The organism is Curtobacterium pusillum, assembly GCF_013359865.1.
GTDB classification, from domain to species: Bacteria; Actinomycetota; Actinomycetes; order Actinomycetales; family Microbacteriaceae; genus Curtobacterium; species Curtobacterium pusillum.
The window spans coordinates 63,984-82,086 of the sequence record NZ_JABMCE010000085.1; the positions used below are offsets into that span (position 1 = coordinate 63,984).

The following is an 18,103-nucleotide window of genomic DNA, read 5'->3' on the forward strand; positions in this document are numbered from 1 at the left end:
CACCACCTCTGGAGAACCATCGTGAACACCCACCGCTTCGGCGGCGTCGTCCCGCCGCTCGTCACCCCCTTCGCCCCCGACGGCTCACTCGACGTCGCGTCCTTCGAGCGGCTCATCGAGTCACAGCTGTCCGCGGGGGTCGACGGACTGTTCGTCCTCGGGTCCTCCGGTGAGGTCGGCTTCCTCTCGGACGCCGTCCGCAACGCCGTCATGCAGGAGGCCGTCCGCATCACCGCCGGCCGCGTGCCGGTGCTCGCCGGCGTCAACGACATGTCGACCGCGCGCGTCCTCGACCAGGTCCGCATCGCCGAGCTCGCCGGCGTCGACGCCGTCGTGGCCACCGTGCCGTTCTACGTCCGTCCGAGCGCGATCGAGGCCGAAGAGCACTTCCGGACGATCGCCGCGGCGACCGAGCTGCCGGTGTTCGCCTACGACGTCCCGGTGCGGGTCGGCGTCAAGCTCGGCGCCGAGATGCTCGTCCGCCTCGGCGTCGACGGGGTGCTCGTCGGCGTCAAGGACTCGTCCGGGGACGACGTCGGGTTCCGGCGTCTCGTCGCGGCGAACCGCGCCGCAGGCAGCCCGCTCGCGCTCTTCACCGGCCACGAGATCGTCGTCGACGGCGCGCTGCTCGCCGGTGCCGACGGTGTCGTGCCCGGTCTCGGGAACGTCGATCCCGTCGCCTACGTGAACCTCTTCGCGGCCGCGAAGGCCGGGGACTGGGACGAGGTCCGTCGACTGCAGGACGACGTCGCCGCCCTGTTCGAGATCGTGTTCCAGGCCGAGGGCGTCAGCGGAGAAGCGGCCGGCATCGGTGCGTTCAAGGCCGCCCTCGCGGGTCTCGGCGTGATCGCGGATGCACGGATGGCACACCCGGTCCCGCCCCTCGACGCAGCCACCACCGAGCGCATCAACCGCGTCGTCGAGGCCTCCGGGCGCGGCACGACGGTCGTCGTCGGCTGACCCGGCGTTCCCGGCACCCCCATGACCAGGATCGCGCGCCTCAGCACGCCGGACGGTCCCCGGTACGCCATCGCCGACGGTGGCTCGTGGACGGCAGTCCGCTCGCTCTTCGACCACACCCCGACCGGCGAGGACCTCGGGCCGGAACCGCCGGTCTTCCTCGCGCCGGTCGAGCCCGGCCAGGTGGTCGGCTGCTCCCACCCGACGGGCCCGGACGGCCGGAGCCGCGTGCAGGGCTGGCAGAAGCCGATCGGGACCGTGGCGGGGACCGGTGAACCCGTGCGTCTCAACGAGTGGAGCACGCGTGTCGTCGCGGAGGGCGAACTCGCCCTCGTGATCGGCCGACGGGCGTCGCGTCTGGGCCGGCAGGACGCGCTCGAACACGTCCTCGGCTACACGGTCGCGAACGACGTCACGACCGTCGAGCCCGCCGTCGACGCGGTCTTCTTCGCCGCCAAGGCCGGTGCTTCCCACACGCCGCTCGGTCCGTGGATCGAGACGGAGCCGGGCGCACCGGACGACCTCGAGATCGTCGTCGAGGTCGACGGCGAGGCGGTCCGTCGTTCGAGCACGTCGGCGCTGCCCAGCACGGTGGCCGACATCCTCGTCGAACTGACCAGGTGGATCACGCTGGAGCCCGGCGACGTGGTCCTGACCGGGTCCCCGAGCACCGACGCGACCATCCGCGCTGGGTCGGGCGTCACGGTCCGGATCGCGGGCATCGGCACGCTCGGGAACCCCGTCGCATGATCACCCTGGGCGTCGACATCGGGGGGACGAAGACCGCCGCCGGGCTCGTGGCGGAGGACGGGCGGGTGCTCGCGCGCGCCGAGGTCCCCACGCCGGCGCAGCGGGGGCCGGACGCCGTGCTCGAGACGGCCGAGCGGCTCTGCGCCGAGCTGATCGCCGCTGCACCGGCACCCGTGCTCCGCTGCGGCGTCGGCTCCGCCGGCGTCATCGATCCCGTCACCGGCACCGTCGTCTCCGCGACCTCGTCGATGCGTGACTGGGCCGGGACCGACGTGCGCGGACGTCTGGGAGGCGCGCTGCGCCTCCCGGTCGTCGTCCTCAACGACGTGCACGCGCACGCCGTCGCCGAGGCACGCTTCGGCGCGGGCGCCGGGACGACGAGCATGCTGCTGCTCGCCCTCGGCACCGGTATCGGAGGCGCGCTCGTCCGCGACGGGGTCGTCGAGGTGGGCCGCCACGGTGCCGCCGGGCACTTCGGCCACGTGCCCACCGTCCGTGCGATCGACGTGCCGTGCACCTGCGGGCGAGCGGGCCACCTGGAGGCGATCGCGTCCGGACCGGCCATCGCCGGACGGTACCGGCGCGCGGCGGGCCGCACCGACGTCGTCGACACCAGGGACGTCTTCCGGCGGGCCGCGGAGGGCGATGCCTTCGCTGCGAACTGCACGTCGATCGCCGCGAAGGCGATCGGCGAGGCGATCGGCGGGTTCGTCAACGCGCACGACCCGGACGTGGTCGTGGTGGCGGGCGGCCTGGCCACGGCCGACCCGGCGTGGTTCGACGAGATCGTGCGCGCGGCAGGGGGCACGATGATCCCGATCGTCGAGGACTGCCCGATCGTCGCGGCGCGGCTCGGGGCGGACTCGGGCATCGTCGGTGCCGCGACGTGGGCAGACAGACGATCCGACCAGGAAGCAGGTGTCGCATGAGCGACGGAGTACTCGACGTCCTGCGCGGAGGTCTCGTGACCTCCTGCCAGGCGTACCCGGGGGAGCCGATGCGGCACCCGGAGACGATGGCCCAGATCGCGGAGTCCGCCGTGCGGGGCGGAGCGGTCGGCATCCGCGCGCAGGGGGTCGCCGACGTCAGCCTGATCCACGAACGGGTCGCGGTCCCGCAGATCGGGTTGTGGAAGGTCGGCGGGGACGGCGTCTTCATCACGCCGACCCTGGCCCACGCCGTCGTGATCGCGAACGTCGGTGCGGAGATCGTCGCGATCGACGGCACCAGACGTCCCCGCCCGGACGGCCGGACGCTGTCCGAGACCGTCCGCGACTTCCGGAACGAGTCGTCCGCGCTGCTCATGGCCGACGTGGGGAGCGTGGCCGACGGGCTCGCAGCGGTCGAGGCCGGGGTCGACTGCCTCAGCACGACCCTGTGCGGCTACACGGACGAGCGGCCGAAGTCCGACGGGCCCGACCTCGAGGTGCTCGCGGAGCTCGTGTCGACGGTCCCGATCCCGGTCTTCGCCGAGGGACGGGTGCACACGCCGGCCCAGGCGCGTGCCTGCGCCGACGCCGGGGCGTGGGCCGTCGTGGTCGGGACGGCGATCACGCACCCGGCCACCATCACGAGCTGGTTCAGTGCGGCCGTCGGGTCGCCGCAGCACTGACGGAGCGGTGCCGGCAGCGCGTCCCTGCGCCGCCGGCACCGCTTGGTCTCAGTCGCGCGGGCAGACCAGCGTCGAGGAGCGCACCTGACCCTCGGGCCGGATCACCTGGTGCAGCGAGAGGGGCTTGCCGCAGATCGGGCATCCGCGATCGATCGTCCGGTCGTCGACGCCCTCGGGGTGCCCGGCACCGATCTGCGAGGGGCCCATCTTCGCGATGAGCGTGCTGTTCCACCGTTCGTACCACTGCCCGAAGCGACCCACGGCTCGTCCTTTCGTTCGTACACGAACCATTGTGCCACGAATGAGTTCGGATCACACGGTGTCGACGAGTTCGAGCAGCGCAGTGAGCTCGTCCTTCAGCGCCTCCAGCCGGGCGAGCGGCCACCCGAGACGGTCGGCGACGGCCAGTGGCACGGCCCGGGCGCGCTCGCGGAGGGCTCGTCCAGCGGTGGTCAGCGAGACCTCGAGCTGCCGTTCGTCGCTGGTGCTCCGTGTCCGGCGGAGGTAGCCGGAGGCCTCGAGGCGCTTGAGCAAGGGGCTGAGCGTCGCCGAGTCGAGTCGGAGCTCGCGGGCGATCTCGCGCACCGAGCGGGGGTCCCGTTCCCACAGCGCGAGCATCACCAGGTACTGCGGGTGGGTCAGGCCCAACGGCTCGAGCAGGTCGCGGTAGAGCCCGATGACGCTCCGACTCGTCGCCGCGAGGGCGAAGCAGAGCTGCCGGTCGAGGGCGAGCGGGTCCACGTCGGTCTCGGTCATCCGTCCACCATACCGTTGGTGCACGAAGGACTGCCGGGCGTCCTTCCGCTGGAACATGGGCGACTGCTTTCCGACGCGGCACCCGTCGATCGACGCGTGTCTTGTCGACGGTCGCGCACGAGCCCGCAACCGGCGGGGCACCCCGCAACGGCCTGGAGGCGCGGGTCGACCCGTGTGGGCCGACCCGCGCCTCCAGGCTGCGTGCGCCCGACTACGCGCGGTGCGTCGAGACGTGCCCCTCGTGCGGGTTGGCGTCCGGCGTCGCGGGCGCGGCGTGCGAGCCGTGGTGCTCACCCTCGTGCCCGGCGACCGGGTGCGTGCGCTCGAGCTTCGCACCCTCCACGTCGACGTCCGGCACGATCCGGTCGAGCCACTTCGGGAACCACCAGGCGCTCGTGCCGAGCAGGTGCATCGCCGCCGGGATGAGCAGTATGCGGACGACGAACGCGTCGACGAGCACACCGAACGCGAGGCCGAAGCCGATCGGCTTGATGGTGGAGGAGTCCGAGAAGATGAAGCCCGCGAACACCGAGATCATGATGATCGCGGCCGCCGTGACCACCGCGCGACCCGCGTGCAGACCACGCTGGACGGCCACCTTCGCGGAAGCGCCGTGGGCGTACGCCTCCCGCATCCCGGACACCAGGAACAGCTGGTAGTCCATCGCCAACCCGAACAGGATGCCGATCTCGATGATGGGCAGGAAGCTCAGGATGGGTGCGGGGTCGTGTACGCCGAACACGCTGCCGAGCCAGCCCCACTGGTAGATCGCGGTCAGGCCGCCGAACGACGCGAGGACCGACAGGATGAAGCCCGCCGTCGCCGTGATCGGGACGAGGAACGACCGGAACACGATGATGAGGATGATCAGCGACAGGCCGACGACCACCACGAGGTAGAGCGGCAGCACGTTCGCGAGTTTCTCGGACACGTCGATGTTCGCCGAGGCGTTGCCGGCGACGCCGAGCGTGGCCTTGCCGTCGTCCACGGTGACGTGCTGCGCGCGGAGGTCCTTCACGAGGGTCTCGGTCGAGACGCTGTCCGGACCGCCGGCGGGCTTCACCTGGAAGGCGATGATCTCCCGGTCGCTCGAGGCGCCGATCGGCAGCACGGCCTTGACGTCGTCGTTCTTCGCGATCGCCTCGCCGATGGTGACCTCGGTCGCGGTGACGTCGTCCTTGCTGATCGCCTTCGGCAGCGTCGCGACGACCAGCAGCGGGCCGTTCTGGCCGGCACCGAACTCCTCGTCGAGGGCCTTGTACGCCTTGTACTGGCTGGAGTCGACGGCCTCGGACGCGCCCGTCGGCAGGCCCAGGCGCATCTGCGTGGCGGGCAGGGCGATGGTGCCGAGCACGGCGACGCCCGCGACGAGCGTGACGATCGCGCGCCAGGTCGACATCGGCTTGTTCGGGACCCGGATGGAGTCCGTGTTGCCGATCCGCGCGCGCTCCTTCTTCCGGAGGATCCGCATGCCGATGAGCGACAGCAGCGCCGGGGTGAACGACGTGGCGATGCAGATCGCGAAGAACACCGCGACCGCGCCGACCGTGCCCATCAGGCCGAGGAACGGGATGCCGGTGATGTTCAGCGCGAGCAGGGCGACGATGACGGTCGCGCCCGCGAAGACCACGGCGTTGCCCGAGGTGCCGTTCGCGAGCCCGATCGACTCGTGCACCTGCATGCCCTGCTTCAGCTGGGTCCGGTGTCGGTTCAGGATGAACAGCGAGTAGTCGATGCCGACCGCCAGGCCCAGCATCACCCCCAGCACCGGCGTCACCGAGATGAACTCGACGAGGCTCGAGAAGGACAGGGCGGCGAGCGAGGCCACCCCGACGCCGAGGACGGCGCTGACGAGCGGCACGGCGGCGCCGATGATCGTGCGGAGCATGAGGAACAGCACGATCGCGGCGATGATGACGCCGCCGATCTCTCCCGGGCCGAGGATCGAGGGGACCCCCTGCGCGATGTCGTTCGACACGTACACGTTCACGCCGCTGATGTCGGCGTCGTCGGCGTCGTCCGCGATGGCGGTCTTGGTGTCCGCGGGGACCTCGTAGGTCGACTTCGTGAACTGCACGGTGCCGATGACGGCGCTGCCGTTCGACGAGACGAAGCGGATGTCCTTCGACAGGTCGAGGAGCTTCGAACCCTGCTCGAGCTCCTTCTCGCTCGAGTCGAGCTTGGCGGTGTTGTCGTCGATGGTCTTCTGCGCCGCGGTGAGCTGCGCCTCACCCGAGGTGATCTGCTGCTGCTGCGCGTCGATCTGCGCCTGGGCCTGGGCGAGCTGCGCCTGGGTGGCTGCGGAAGCGGCAGCGCCCGCCGCCTCGGCCTGGGCCTTCTTCGCGTCGAGCTGCTGCTGCGCCTGCGCGAGCTGCTGCTTGCCGGAGGCGAGCTCGGCCTTCTTCGCGTCGAGCTCCTTCTGCCCGCTCTCGATCTTCGCGCGACCGTCGCTGATCTGCTTGCGGCCGTCGACGATCTTCTGGCGCTGGTCGTCGAGCTGCTTCTGCGTGTCGAAGCCCGAGGTGGTGCCCTTGACGCCGTCGAGCTTCTCGAGCTTCGTGAGGAAGTCCGCGACGTCGGACTTCTGCGTGTCCGTGAACGCCTTGCCGTTCTTCGTCTCGAAGACGATCGTCCCGTTGCCGCCGTTCGCGGAGGGGAACTTGTCGGCGAGCTCGTCCTGCACCTGACTGGTCTTCGTGCCGGGGATCGTGATCGACGAGGAGATCGTCCCCGCGAACAGGCTGTACGTGACGCCCGCGATGCCCATGATCACGATCCAGGCGATGATCACGAGCCAGTGGCGTCGTGCGGAGAACCGTCCAAGACGGTAGAGGAGACCGGCCATGGGGTTGCCTGCGTTCCTTTCGTTGTCAGGTGCTGTGGTGTGCGGGGTGCGCCGGTGAACCCCGCGGGGGAGTCGTCAGTCGGTGGGCATGTAGCCGCTGCGGACGCTGTGCACGAGCCTGGCGAGCAGGGCGTCCCAGTCGTCGAGCGCCTCCTGGTCGAGGCGGGGCCCGGTGGTCGTGAGCCAGTGGTGTGCGATCACGACGATGCCGCTCATGAGGGACTCGACGAGCAGTGCGGCGTCGAGGGCGTCGGCGGCGGGGTGCCGTCGCGAGACCTCTTCGCGGAGCCGTTCGGTGACCCGGGAGAACGCGGTCTGGGTGAGCACCGCGGCCTTCGGGTCGTTCTTGCCGGGGTCGCCGAGGATCCGGTACATGCTGGCGATCGCCGGAGCCAGGTCGGCCCCGCGCGCGGCGGACTCGAGCTCGTCGAACATCGACGCGCGGCTGCCGTCGCCGACCGGGGTCTTCGCCATGTCGGCCAGGAAGCGGTCGATGATGACCGAGAGCTCCTGGTCGCAGACGGCGAGCAGGACCTCGTCGAGCGAGCCGAAGTGGTTGAAGACCGTCCGACGGGCGATGTCGGCTCGCGCGGCGAGGTCGTCGACGCTGAACTCGCGGCCCCCGCGCTCCTCGATGAGGTCGCGTGCGGCCTGCAGGATCGCTGCGCGGTGCTTCGCCTTGAGGGCAGCGCGGCGATCGGTCGAGATGGTCACGACACCGAACACTAGGTGCATCGATGCACTCGGTGCAACGACTACGAGTACATCCTCAGGTTCGACGTGGGCGGGAACAGGCGTGCGGAAACACTGTTCCGCGAGTGGTCGCCGTGGTTGACTGGCAGCAGCCGAACCGCCGTACGAAGGAGTACCCCGATGGCCGTCCGCCTCTCACCGGAGACCCTCGACGAGATCGCCGCGAGCGGTGTCGCCGTCCCGACCTACGACCGTGACGGGATCACCGCCGGCATCGTGCACTTCGGCGTCGGCGGGTTCCACCGGGCGCACCAGGCGATGGTGATCGACCGGCTGCTGCAGCAGGGCGAGGCGCGTGCGTACGGCATCTGCGGCGTGGGTGTGCTGGAACAGGACCGCCGGATGGCGACCGCGATGGCGGAGCAGGGTGGCCTCTACACGCTCGTCCTCAAGCACCCGGACGGCACCCGGGAGTCCCGTGTGATCGGCAGCATCGTCGACTACCTGCTCGCCGTCGACGACCCCGACGCCGTCGTCGAGAAGATGGCGCACCCGGACACGAGGATCGTCAGCCTGACCATCACCGAGGGCGGCTACAACTTCGACCACGTGACGGGCGAGTTCGTCGCCGACGAACCCGGTGTCGCGGCGGACCTGCGCGGCGACGCCCCGCCCCGGACGGTGTTCGGTCTCGTCGTCGAGGCGCTGCGGCGCCGACGCGACCGCGGGCTCGAACCGTTCACGGTGATGTCGTGCGACAACATCCAGGGCAACGGTCACGTCGCTCGGGACATGTTCACCGCCTACGCCCGACTGCAGGACCCCGCCTTCGCCGACTGGATGGACGAGCACGTCGCGTTCCCGAACTCGATGGTCGACCGCATCACGCCCGTGACCGCCGACGAGGACCGCGCCTGGGTCCGCGACGAGCTCGGCATCGAGGACGCCTGGCCCGTGGTCGCCGAGCCGTTCTTCCAGTGGGTGCTCGAGGACGACCACCCCGCTGGCCGTCCGCCGTACGAGCATGCCGACGTGCAACTCGTCGACGACGTCGAGCCGTACGAGCTCATGAAGCTCCGTCTGCTCAACGCCAGCCACCAGGGGCTCTGCTACTTCGGCTACCTCTCCGGGTACCGCTACGCGCACGAGGCCACGCAGGACCCGGCCATCGCCACCTTCCTCCGCCGCTACATGGACGAGGAGGGCACGCCGACCCTCAAGCCCGTGCCCGGCATCGACCTGGAGGACTACAAGTCCACGCTCATCGAGCGCTTCCAGAACCCCGAGGTCCGCGACACCCTCGCCCGGCTCTGCGCCGAGTCGAGCGACCGGATCCCGAAGTGGCTCCTGCCCGTCGTCCGCGAGAACCTGGCATCCGGCGGACCCGTCGCGCTGTCCGCCGGGATCGTCGCGTCATGGGCGCGCTACGCCGAGGGCACCGACGAATCAGGAGAACCGATCACCGTCGTCGACCGGCTCGCCGAGCAGCTCGTCCCGATCGCCAAGACCCAGCGCGAGGACCGGCTCGCCTTCCTCCGGAACCGCCAGGTGTTCGGGGACCTCGTGGACGAGGAGCGGTTCGTGGCCGCGTACCGCGACGCGCTCGACGGGCTGATCACGGACGGCGCGCACACGACGGTCACACGCCTGTCGCGTTCCTGAGACGCGACCCACGAACCGACTGGAGGCGCGGTGCGGGCTGGCACCGCGCCTCCAGCCGGTCGTGGCGGGAGTCGGTACCGTCGTCGCCATGGCGACGATCGCGCTCATCAGCGGAGCACCCGGCAGCGGCAAGACGACACTCGCGACCGTGCTCGCCGACGCGCTCGGCTGGCCCCGCGTCGACCGCGACCGCCTGTACGCGGGACTCGTGGACGGCGCGGACCTGGACCGCGACCAGGTCGTCGCGCACGGCGTGGAGCTGTTCTGGACCGCCACGGCGCACCTCGCCGCGGCCGGGTGCAGCGTCGTCGCGGATGCGACGCTCTACCGTGGGCAGTCCGAGGCGGACGTCCGACGTGTCCTCGACCCGGCGGGCGACGTCCGGAACGTGCACTGCCGTTCGGACCTGGCGTACGGACGGTTCGTCGCGCGCGGGCACGGCGCGGCGATCGACGCCCGCGTGGCCCGCAACGCTCCGCTCGTGACGGACCCGCTGGACCTCGGCCGCCCCCGGCTCGAGGTCGACACCACGGACGGGTACGACCCGACGGTGGACCGTGTCGTGGCGTGGGTGCGCGGACGGTGAACCGGACGGATCGTCTCTACGCGCTCGTCGAGGAACTGCGGGCCGCGGCTCCCGCACTGCGGAGCGCCCGTCGGCTCGCCGAGGGGTTCGGGGTCAGCGTCCGCACGGTCGAACGGGACCTGCTCGCGCTGCAGGAGGCCGGCGTGCCGATCTGGGCCGAGCCCGGACGCACCGGCGGGTACACGATCGACGCCCGCGCGACCCTGCCGCCGCTCGGACTGACCGTCGAGGAGGCGCTCGCCGTGGCGATCGGCCTCGGCGCCCTCGCGAACAGCCCCTTCCGGGACGCGGCTCGGAGTGCCGCCCGGAAGGTGACCGCCGTGCTCGCCGAGGACGACGCCCGACGCACGGCGAGGTTGGCGCGCCGGGTGCACCTGCTCGAGGCGGGCGACCGAGCGCCGGCGCCCACAGGGCTCGCGGGGGCGCTGACCGGCGGCCGGGTCGTGCGGATGCGCTACCGCGACGCCGCCGGCAACGACTCGGAGCGGACGGTCGAGCCGCTCGGGTACATCGGCAAGGGCGAGGACTGGTACCTCGTCGCCTGGTGTCGACTCCGCGACGGGATCCGGGCGTTCCGGGGCGACCGGGTGCTCGCCGTCGAGGAGACCGACGAGGTCGCACCGCCGCGGGTCGTCCGGATCGAGGAGCTCGACATCCCGCACGGCGTGCTCCGGCCCGTCCTCGGGGAGTGATCCGGGGAACACCGACAGGACGGTGTCGCGGTGGCCGAGGATGCTCGATCCCGGGTGGCCACGGCGGTCACCCGGGAGGGCACACCATGGAGTTCGCATCGATCCGGATCATCACCGAGGACCTCGACGGGATGGTGGCGTTCTACGAACGGGTCACCGGGACCACGGCACGTCGGCCGGCACCGGTGTTCGCGGAGATCGTGACGGGCGGGGCCGTGCTCGCACTCGGGACGCCGGCGACCGTCGCGATGCTCGGGGACGCAGCGCCGACGGCCCGGGCGAACGGGAGCGTCGTCGTCGAGTTCCTCGTGGACGACGTGGACGGCACGTACGAACGGCTGGCCGACGGGCTCGACGACGTGGTCCTGCCGCCGGCGAGGATGCCGTGGGGCAACCGCTCCACGCTGTTCCGCGATCCGGACGGCAACCTCGTGAACCTGTTCAGCCGACCGGTCTGATCGCCGCTCGGGCTAACGGGGCAGGGTCGCCGCCCACCGGCCGATCGAGTCGTACGCCCGCTCGCGGACCTCGGGGGTGGACAGCACGACGTCGTGCAGGGCGCCGTGCAGCCGGCGGACGGTCACCTCGCTGCCGATGGACAGGGCGCGGTGCGCGACGACGTCGACGTTGAGGGCGACGTCGGCCCGGGCCATCCCGTCGTCCCACCGCGGCTGCAGCATGCTCTTGTCGCTCAACATGACGAGCACCGGGACCTCGAGCTCGAGGCCGGCCTCGACGGTGGCCTGGCCGTCGAACACCGCGGCGAGCCAGCCCGGGTGCAGCGGGAAGCCCCGGTCGGGCCGCCACTGCTGGTCGTAGGTCCACGAGCCCTCGCCCGCTGCTGAGACCGTCCGGGTGTAGAAGCCCGGGTCGACTGCTGGCATCGGCGCGAGCGGGTTCCGCCGCGCTCCGAGCTTGATCACCGGTGCCACGAGTGCCCGGCCGACCGCGCTCGCTTGGAACTCGAGCCACGGGCTGTTCAGGATGAGGCCGTCGACCCGCTCCGGGTGCCGTGCCGCCCACAGCGACAGCGTGAGGCCGCCGGTCGAGTGCCCCATCGGCACGAGCCGTCGTCCGGAGTCGCCGTGGTGCTCGGCGGCGATCGCGGCGAGTGCTGCGGCGATGTCCTCGTCGTAGGTGGCGAGGTCGTCGACGTTGCCCGGGGTCTGGTGCGGGCGCAGGCTCCGGCCGTACTTGCGGAGGTCCAGAGCGTGGAACCGCGCTCCGAGCCGCTCGATGCGTTCGGCGAGCTCGACCTGGAAGAAGTAGTCCGACCAGCCGTGCACGTACAGCACGTCGACGCCGTGCAACGGCCCGTGCGCGTGCAGCAGGAGGTCGGCGGGCGATCGCCGACGCCGCACGAGGGTCGCGACGACGGGCCCCTCGTGGTCCTCGCCGAGCGGGAGTTCGAGGCGTTCGAACGGCGTTCCGAGGACGTCCTCGCGCCATCCGTGGTCCGCCATCCGTCGAGCGTATCCGGCACCGAGACGGGAGGCGCGGTGCCAGCCGGCACCGCGCCTCCCGTCCGTCACAGGGTCGCGTCTAGGACAGCTTCTCGCTGTCCTCGAGCCAGCCCGCGAGCTTCGTCATGTAGTCCGCCTGCGACGCGTAGTCGAGCGCGGGGAAGGTCCAGCTGTGCACCTGGCCCGCCTGCAGGGCGGCGTTGTCGGCGAAGGTCGGCTGCTTCTCGAGGTCGGCGACCTGGTAGCCCTGCTGCGACAGCAGGATCACGTCGCCGGTGATCTGGCCGGCGTTCTCCCACGAGTAGATGCCCCAGTAGAAGCCCTCGGGCTTCGGGTTCACCAGGTCGACGCCGAACGACGAGTACATCTGCAGCGTCGGTTCGTCGCTCGGACGGGTGACGTAGGCGCCGTCGCCGTCGGCGTACATCGAGACGACCGAGAGGTCCTTCTCCTTCGCGACCTTCTCGAGTTCGTCGGCGGCCGTGTCGAAGCGCTTCTCGGCCTCGGCGACCGTGGACTCCTTCGCGCCGAGTGACTCGGCGAGGCCGGTGATGTCCTTGATGACGTCCTCGCCCTTGCCGCCCCACTTCACCTGGGCGACGGGCGCGATCGCCTGGATCTGCTTCTGCTGCTCCAGGTCCTTGAAGCCGTAGCCCGGCTGCGTGTCGTCGAGAGTTCCCTTCTCGTCCGTCGGGTAGACCGAGGTGACGACGAGGTCCGGCTTGAGGGCGGCGAGCTGCTCGAGGTCGATGTCGCCGTAGCCGGTGCCGAGCTGGGCGATGCCGTCGGTGTCGAGTCCCTCGAAACGGGCGTCCTTCGCCATGGTCAGCTGGCCGAAGGTGCCGACCGGCTCGAGCCCGTACTCGATGAACGAGAGCGCGATGTCGTTGAGGACGACGACGCGCTTGGGCGTGTGGTCGACCTTGACGGTCGTTCCGGTGGCGTCCTTGTAGGACCACGCGCCGTCGGACGCGGCGGTGCTGCCGCTGCCGGCGCTGTCATCGGAGCTGTTCGTGCCCGAGCAGCCGGCGAGGAGGAGGGCCGAGACGGCCACGGAGGTCACGAGGGCGGCACGGAGGGAGCCGCGGCGGGAGAGCTTCACGTTAGGAGAGGCTAACCTAAGTTTCCGGAGCTCGCCAGTTCCGTTTCGTGCCGCTCGGCGAGGCCGGCTTCGTGCTCGTCCGCCTCGGGGACGATCATCGGCGCGCCCGTGACCGGGTCCGGGACCACGCGGGCGTGCAGGCCGAACGCCCGCTCGAGGAGCTGTGGCGTGAGGACCTCGTCCGGGGTGCCGTCCGCCGCGACCCCGCCCGCGTGCAGGACGACGAGCCGGTCCGAGTACCGCGCGGCGAGCGAGAGGTCGTGCAGGACCATGACGACGGTCGAACCCTGCTCGCGGTTGAGTCGCCGGACGAGACGGAGCACCTCGAGCTGGTGGGCGAGGTCGAGGTACGTGGTGGGTTCGTCCAGCAGGAGCGTCTCCGCCTGCTGCGCGACCACGAGGGCGATCCAGGCGCGCTGACGCTGCCCGCCGGACAGGCTCGCGACGTCCCGGTGGGCGACCTCGGTGAGGCCGGTGGCGGCGATCGCCTGCTCGGCGACGTCGGCGTCGTCCGCTGTCCACGGCTTCGCCCAGGACTGGTGCGGGTTCCGCCCGCGCATCACGAGGTCGAGCACGCTCGTGCCGGCCGGCGCCACGGGGGACTGCGGCAGGATCGCGAGCTTCCGGGCGACGGCGCGGTTCGGTTCCCGTCGGATCGGGACGCCGTCGAGGTGGACCTCGCCCGCCTGCGGCTTGAGCACCCGGCCGAAGGCCTTGAGCAGGGTGGACTTCCCGCACCCGTTCGCCCCGAGGAACGTCGTGACCGTGCCCCGCTCGATGCGGAGGTCGAGGTCGGTGAGGACGGGGTGCCGGTCGTAGCCGACCGAGAGGCCGCGGGCCTCGAGGACGGGGGCGGTGCTGCGGTCGGTCATCGGGACATCTCCTTGCGGTGACGGATGAGGAGCCAGATCAGGTACGGGGCGCCGATCACGGTCGTGATGATGCCGACCGGCACCTGCCACGGGAACGCCGCTCGGGCGAGGAGGTCGGCGGCGAGGACGAGCACGGCGCCGAGCGCTCCTGCGAGCAACAGGGGGGGACGGTTCGTGCCGGCGAGCCGGAGTCCGATCTGCGGGACCACGAACGCCACGAACCCGACCGGCCCGGCAGCGGCCACGGCGGCGGCGGTGAGGACGACCGCGAGTGCGATCACGATGAGCCGGTGGCGCTGGACGGCCAGGCCGACGCCGGTCGCGACCTCGTCGCCGAGCTGCCCGATGCCGAGTGACGCACTCGTCGCCAGGGCGAGGGGGACCGCGACCGCGGCGACGATGAGCAGCGGCCACACGCTCGACCACGACGTGCTCGACAGGCTGCCGACGAGCCACTGGGACGCGGCCGCCGCCACGGTGATCTTGGCCCGGACGAGCAGGTAGCTCGTGACGGCGTCGAGCGTGGCGCTCACCCCGATGCCGACGAGGACCAGTCGATAGCTCTGCACGCCGCCGCGCCAGCCGAGGCCGTACACCGCGATCGCGGCGACGAGCGCACCGATGGTCGCAGCGACGGGGATCCCGCCGCCGAGGACGATCGAGGACACCGAGTACGTGCCGCCGCCGAGGACGATCGCGGCCACGGCCCCCACGCTGGCGCCGGAGGTCACGCCGATGATGTCCGGCGTCCCGAGGGGGTTCCGCGTGAAGGTCTGGGTGAGGGCGCCGGCGACACCGAGTGTGAGGCCGACCAGGGTGCCGGTGAGGACCCGGGGGAGACGGAGCGTGGAGACGATGAACGCGTCGGGGCCGCTCTCGAGCCCGAGCAGGGAGCGGACGACGGTCGCGGGCGCGATCCACGTCGAGCCGATCGCGACGCCGAGGACGACGAGCATGCCGACGGCGGCGATCGCGGCGACCGTGTACCAGAACACGCGCGGACGCCAGGCGAGCCCGACGGGGCCGACGACGACGCCGCGGCGCCCGGCCGCGGTCGGTGCCGTGCCCGTCGCGCCGGTGTGCACAGTGTCGGTCGTCCCCGTGCGTGCCGCGTCCGCCGCGCTCACAGCGACACCAGCGATCGACGGCGGGCGACGGCGACGAACACGGGACCGCCGATGACGGCGAGGACGATGCCGACCTCCACCTCGGAGAACCCGCCGATCAGCCGGCCGACCACGTCCGCCAGCAGCACGAGCGCCGCGCCGACGAGCGCCGACACCGGCAGGGCCCAGCGGTGCCCGGTGCCCGCCAGCGCTCGGGCGACGTGGGGCACGGTGAGGCCGACGAAGCCGATCGGTCCCGCGGCCGCGGTGGCCCCGGCGGCGAGGAGCGTGATCCCCCCGAGCCCGACCAACCGGGCGACGAGGACGTTCTCGCCGAGGCCCTTCGCCAGGTCGGTGCCGAGTCCCAGGGCGTCGAGCGCTCGCACGTTGAGCACGGCGAGCACCAGTCCGGCGACGAGGAACGGCCACACGGCGCCGAGCACGTCGAGCTGCCGTGCCGCGAGTGACCCGACGACCCACAACCGGTAGGCGTCGAGCGAGTCCTGGTCGGTGAGCACCACGAACGACGTCAGTGCCCCGAGCAGTGCGGAGACCGCGGCGCCGGCGAGGGCGAGCGGCACGGGGCTCGCCGTCCCGCTGCCCGCGATCGTCACCGAGAACACCACGACGCTCGCGACCAGTGCGCCGACGAGCGCGAACCACACCGTCGCACCGGTGCCGGTGACGCCGAAGACGTACACGCCGATCACCACCGCCAGTCCGGCCCCCGACGAGACGCCGAACAGGCCGGGGTCGGCGAGCGGGTTCCGGGTGTGTCCCTGCATGAGTAGTCCGGCGATGCCCAGCGCCGCGCCGACCGCTGCGCCGATGCACGTACGCGGGATCCGGGAGCCCCAGACGATCGCCTCGTCGGTGCCGCTCCCGGTGCGTGTCAGGCCGGCGAGCACGCGGTCGATCCCGATCCGGTTGCTGCCGAGGAGCATGCTCGCCACCGCGATCAGGGCGAGCATCACCACGAGGCCGACGATCACGAGCACGCGACGGCGGACGGCGTCTCGGTGGATCCCGAGGGCGTCCGTCGGGTTCACGACACGGGTCTCCGGCGCGGGGGCCAGGGCGGAGGAGGGGGCTGGCACGGAGATCATCTTAGGTTAGCCTTGCCTCATGGCGAAGACCCCGCGGCTCCTGCCCGAGAACCCCCGGCTCTTCCGCGCCCGAGTCCTCCGGACCGAGCGCAGCACGCCGTCGATGCAGCGCGTCACGGTCATCGGTGAGGACCTCCGCGAGTTCCGGTACCTCGGGTTCGACCACTGGTTCCGGCTGTTCGTCCAGCGCCCGGACCAGGACGTCTTCCGGATGCCCGACCTCGACGGCAAGAAGTGGTGGCCGACGTTCCTCGCCATCCCCGAGGACGTCCGCCCGCACTGCGCGAACTACACGGTCGCCGCCTTCCGGATGCTCGCCGACGGCACCGCCGAGATGGACATCGACTTCGTCGTGCACACGGACGACGACGGCGAGCCCGAGGGACGCGCCGCGATCTGGGCCTGCGCCGCTCGCCCCGGCGACGAACTGGCGATGCTCGACCAGGGCTGCATCTTCGACTGCCCCGACGACACCAGCGAGGTCGTGATCGCGGCCGAGGAGACCGGACTCCCCGGCGTCGTCGGCATCGCCGCGTCGCTGCCGCGGGACACCGTCGGCCGCATCATCCAGGAGGTCCCGACCGCCGGCGACGTCCGCGAACTCGACGCGCCGATCGGGGTCGCCGTCACGTGGATCGTCCGCGAGGACACCGACCCGCACGCGGTCCCCGGTCGGGCCGCGCTCGCCGAGCTGCAGCGCCACGTTCCGGCGGACGACCGTGGCTACGCGTTCGTCGTGGGGGAGTCGACGCTCGCGACGGAGGGGCGCCGGCACCTGCACCGTGCGGGCCTGCCGAAGTCCCGCATCACGTTCTCCGGCTTCTGGAAGCACGAGACCCGCGAGTCCGTACCGGCCTGACGCGACCACCTACGGACTGGAGGTGGGCCCCAGCCGCCGGTACCGGCGCGACGCGTCAGCGGCGTGACGGCCGTGACGGGAGGGACGGTGCCAGCTGGCACCGTCCCTCCCGTCCGCCCTGTGGTGGCGTCAGCCCTTGAGACCGGACCCGGTCACACCCTCGACGATCTGCCGCTGGAAGATCAGGTACAGGATGATCAGCGGCAGCGCCGCCAGGATCGCCCCGGCCTGGATGTCCGCGTAGCGCTGACCGAAGCTGCCCTGGACCGTGGCGAGTCCCACTGGGATCGTCATGAGGTCCGGGTTCGACAGCACGAACAGCGGCAGCAGCAGGTTGTTCCACACCCCGACGAACGTCAGGATCGTCACCGCTGCGATCACCGGACGTGACAGCGGCAGGATGACCGACCAGTAGATCTTCCAGAGGCCGGCGCCGTCGATGCGAGCGGCCTCCTCGAGCTCCTTGGGGATGCCGTCGAAGAACTGCTTGAAGATGAACACCGCGATCACGGCGGGCACCTGCGGGAAGATGACCGACCAGTAGGTGTTGAGCAGGCTGACGGCGTTGAGCTCCTGGAAGATCGGGATGATCAGCACCTGCGTCGGGATCATGATCCCGAGGATGATCAGCAGGAACGCGAGGTTCCGGCCGCGGAACACGAGCCGGGACAGGGCGAACGCCGCCATCGACGCGAACAGCACCGTCAGCAGTGCCGTCACCACGCTGGTGATGGCGCTCGCGAGGTACCAGTTCCAGATGTCGCCGGCCTGGAACAGCGACGCGTAGGAGTGCAGCGTCGGGTTCCAGTTCGACAGGATCGCGTTCGCACCGAGCGCGGCGACACCGTTGTCGGACAGTGACGTCTTCAGGGCGAACAGGCTCGGGATGAGCCAGATGATCGCGAACACCGTGAGGACGATGGCCGCGGCGATGTTGAAGCCCCTGCCGGAGACACCGATCCTCGCGGCGTTCGAGGGTGCCGCGGCGGAGACGCCGGAGCGGAGCTTGGGGCGGGTGATGCTCTCGGTGGCGGTCATG

At 71.4% G+C, this 18,103-nt stretch carries 19 protein-coding genes; 9 read left to right on the top strand and 10 right to left on the bottom strand.

The genetic code is table 11. The features are described 5' to 3' along the window. The first annotated feature begins 21 nt into the window (after window positions 1-21). From HP507_RS15035 to HP507_RS15050, 4 genes are read left to right on the top strand one after another with little or no spacing between them, the layout of a single operon-like run. Entirely contained in the window at window positions 22-960 is a 939-nt protein-coding gene (locus tag HP507_RS15035; RefSeq protein WP_175352606.1) for a dihydrodipicolinate synthase family protein, read from the top strand. Between the two features lie 21 nt (window positions 961-981). Further along, window positions 982-1,710 carry a fumarylacetoacetate hydrolase family protein gene (locus tag HP507_RS15040; RefSeq protein WP_175352607.1) on the top strand — a complete coding sequence of 243 codons (729 nt, stop codon included), beginning with the start codon at window positions 982-984 and terminating at the stop codon, window positions 1,708-1,710. Continuing rightward, complete coding sequence (locus HP507_RS15045) at window positions 1,707-2,639, top strand: ROK family protein (RefSeq protein ID WP_175352608.1); 933 nt, start codon at window positions 1,707-1,709, stop codon at window positions 2,637-2,639. Before HP507_RS15040 ends, HP507_RS15045 begins: the two co-directional genes overlap by 4 nt. Next, window positions 2,636-3,322, top strand: a complete 687-nt coding sequence (locus tag HP507_RS15050) for an N-acetylmannosamine-6-phosphate 2-epimerase (protein WP_175352609.1) — start codon at window positions 2,636-2,638, stop codon at window positions 3,320-3,322. The genes HP507_RS15045 and HP507_RS15050 overlap by 4 nt, the downstream gene beginning before the upstream one ends. 48 nt (window positions 3,323-3,370) lie before the next feature. On the opposite strand, the gene HP507_RS15055 is transcribed toward HP507_RS15050, so the two are convergent. The 4 genes from HP507_RS15055 to HP507_RS15070 all read right to left on the bottom strand — a co-directional run bounded on the left by HP507_RS15055 (window position 3,371) and on the right by HP507_RS15070 (window position 7,637). Beyond that, on the bottom strand, window positions 3,371-3,583 hold the full coding sequence (locus HP507_RS15055) for a hypothetical protein (protein WP_175352610.1): 213 nt from the start codon (window positions 3,581-3,583) through the stop codon (window positions 3,371-3,373). 51 nt (window positions 3,584-3,634) lie between these two features. Further along, complete coding sequence (locus tag HP507_RS15060) at window positions 3,635-4,078, bottom strand: MarR family winged helix-turn-helix transcriptional regulator (protein WP_175352611.1); 444 nt, start codon at window positions 4,076-4,078, stop codon at window positions 3,635-3,637. Between the two features lie 211 nt (window positions 4,079-4,289). After that, a complete protein-coding gene (locus HP507_RS15065; protein WP_175352612.1) occupies window positions 4,290-6,923 on the bottom strand; it encodes an MMPL family transporter in 2,634 nt (877 codons plus the stop codon). Window positions 6,924-6,998: 75 nt separating this feature from the next. Beyond that, on the bottom strand, window positions 6,999-7,637 hold the full coding sequence (locus HP507_RS15070; protein WP_175352613.1) for a TetR/AcrR family transcriptional regulator: 639 nt from the start codon (window positions 7,635-7,637) through the stop codon (window positions 6,999-7,001). A 159-nt stretch (window positions 7,638-7,796) separates the two neighbouring features. On the opposite strand from HP507_RS15070, the gene HP507_RS15075 reads away from it, so the two are divergent. From HP507_RS15075 to HP507_RS15090, 4 genes are all read left to right on the top strand, one after another. Further along, window positions 7,797-9,278 carry a mannitol dehydrogenase family protein gene (locus HP507_RS15075; RefSeq protein WP_175352614.1) on the top strand — a complete coding sequence of 494 codons (1,482 nt, stop codon included), beginning with the start codon at window positions 7,797-7,799 and terminating at the stop codon, window positions 9,276-9,278. Window positions 9,279-9,366: 88 nt separating this feature from the next. Then, window positions 9,367-9,864, top strand: coding sequence for a P-loop nucleotide/nucleoside kinase family protein (locus tag HP507_RS18025; protein WP_175352615.1), 498 nt, complete (start codon window positions 9,367-9,369; stop codon window positions 9,862-9,864). Further along, on the top strand, window positions 9,846-10,556 hold the full coding sequence (locus tag HP507_RS15085) for a helix-turn-helix transcriptional regulator (RefSeq protein WP_338085244.1): 711 nt from the start codon (window positions 9,846-9,848) through the stop codon (window positions 10,554-10,556). Before HP507_RS18025 ends, HP507_RS15085 begins: the two co-directional genes overlap by 19 nt. An 86-nt stretch (window positions 10,557-10,642) precedes the next feature. Next, window positions 10,643-11,014 (top strand): VOC family protein, encoded by a 372-nt coding sequence (locus HP507_RS15090; protein ID WP_175352616.1) that lies wholly within the window; start codon window positions 10,643-10,645, stop codon window positions 11,012-11,014. Between the two features lie 12 nt (window positions 11,015-11,026). Here the strand turns inward: HP507_RS15090 and HP507_RS15095 are convergent, their stop codons facing one another. The 5 genes from HP507_RS15095 to HP507_RS15115 form a co-directional block, all read right to left on the bottom strand. Then, the gene (locus tag HP507_RS15095) at window positions 11,027-12,019 is read right to left on the bottom strand and encodes an alpha/beta hydrolase (RefSeq protein WP_175352617.1); all 993 of its coding nucleotides are present in this window, start codon (window positions 12,017-12,019) and stop codon (window positions 11,027-11,029) included. A gap of 79 nt (window positions 12,020-12,098) precedes the next feature. Beyond that, window positions 12,099-13,121 (bottom strand): ABC transporter substrate-binding protein, encoded by a 1,023-nt coding sequence (locus HP507_RS15100; RefSeq protein ID WP_175352618.1) that lies wholly within the window; start codon window positions 13,119-13,121, stop codon window positions 12,099-12,101. Window positions 13,122-13,132: 11 nt separating this feature from the next. Further along, on the bottom strand, window positions 13,133-13,993 hold the full coding sequence (locus HP507_RS15105) for an ABC transporter ATP-binding protein (protein ID WP_175352619.1): 861 nt from the start codon (window positions 13,991-13,993) through the stop codon (window positions 13,133-13,135). Beyond that, window positions 13,990-15,120 carry a FecCD family ABC transporter permease gene (locus HP507_RS15110; RefSeq protein ID WP_271207255.1) on the bottom strand — a complete coding sequence of 377 codons (1,131 nt, stop codon included), beginning with the start codon at window positions 15,118-15,120 and terminating at the stop codon, window positions 13,990-13,992. Before HP507_RS15110 ends, HP507_RS15105 begins: the two co-directional genes overlap by 4 nt. Then, window positions 15,117-16,196 carry a FecCD family ABC transporter permease gene (locus tag HP507_RS15115; protein WP_271207254.1) on the bottom strand — a complete coding sequence of 360 codons (1,080 nt, stop codon included), beginning with the start codon at window positions 16,194-16,196 and terminating at the stop codon, window positions 15,117-15,119. Before HP507_RS15115 ends, HP507_RS15110 begins: the two co-directional genes overlap by 4 nt. A 28-nt stretch (window positions 16,197-16,224) precedes the next feature. Here HP507_RS15115 and HP507_RS15120 point away from each other — a divergent pair, with 28 nt between their 5' ends. Further along, on the top strand, window positions 16,225-17,064 hold the full coding sequence (locus HP507_RS15120; RefSeq protein WP_175352621.1) for a siderophore-interacting protein: 840 nt from the start codon (window positions 16,225-16,227) through the stop codon (window positions 17,062-17,064). A gap of 129 nt (window positions 17,065-17,193) precedes the next feature. Here HP507_RS15120 and HP507_RS15125 read toward each other — a convergent pair whose 3' ends face one another. Beyond that, on the bottom strand, window positions 17,194-18,102 hold the full coding sequence (locus HP507_RS15125) for a carbohydrate ABC transporter permease (protein ID WP_175352622.1): 909 nt from the start codon (window positions 18,100-18,102) through the stop codon (window positions 17,194-17,196). Window position 18,103 lies beyond the last annotated feature (1 nt).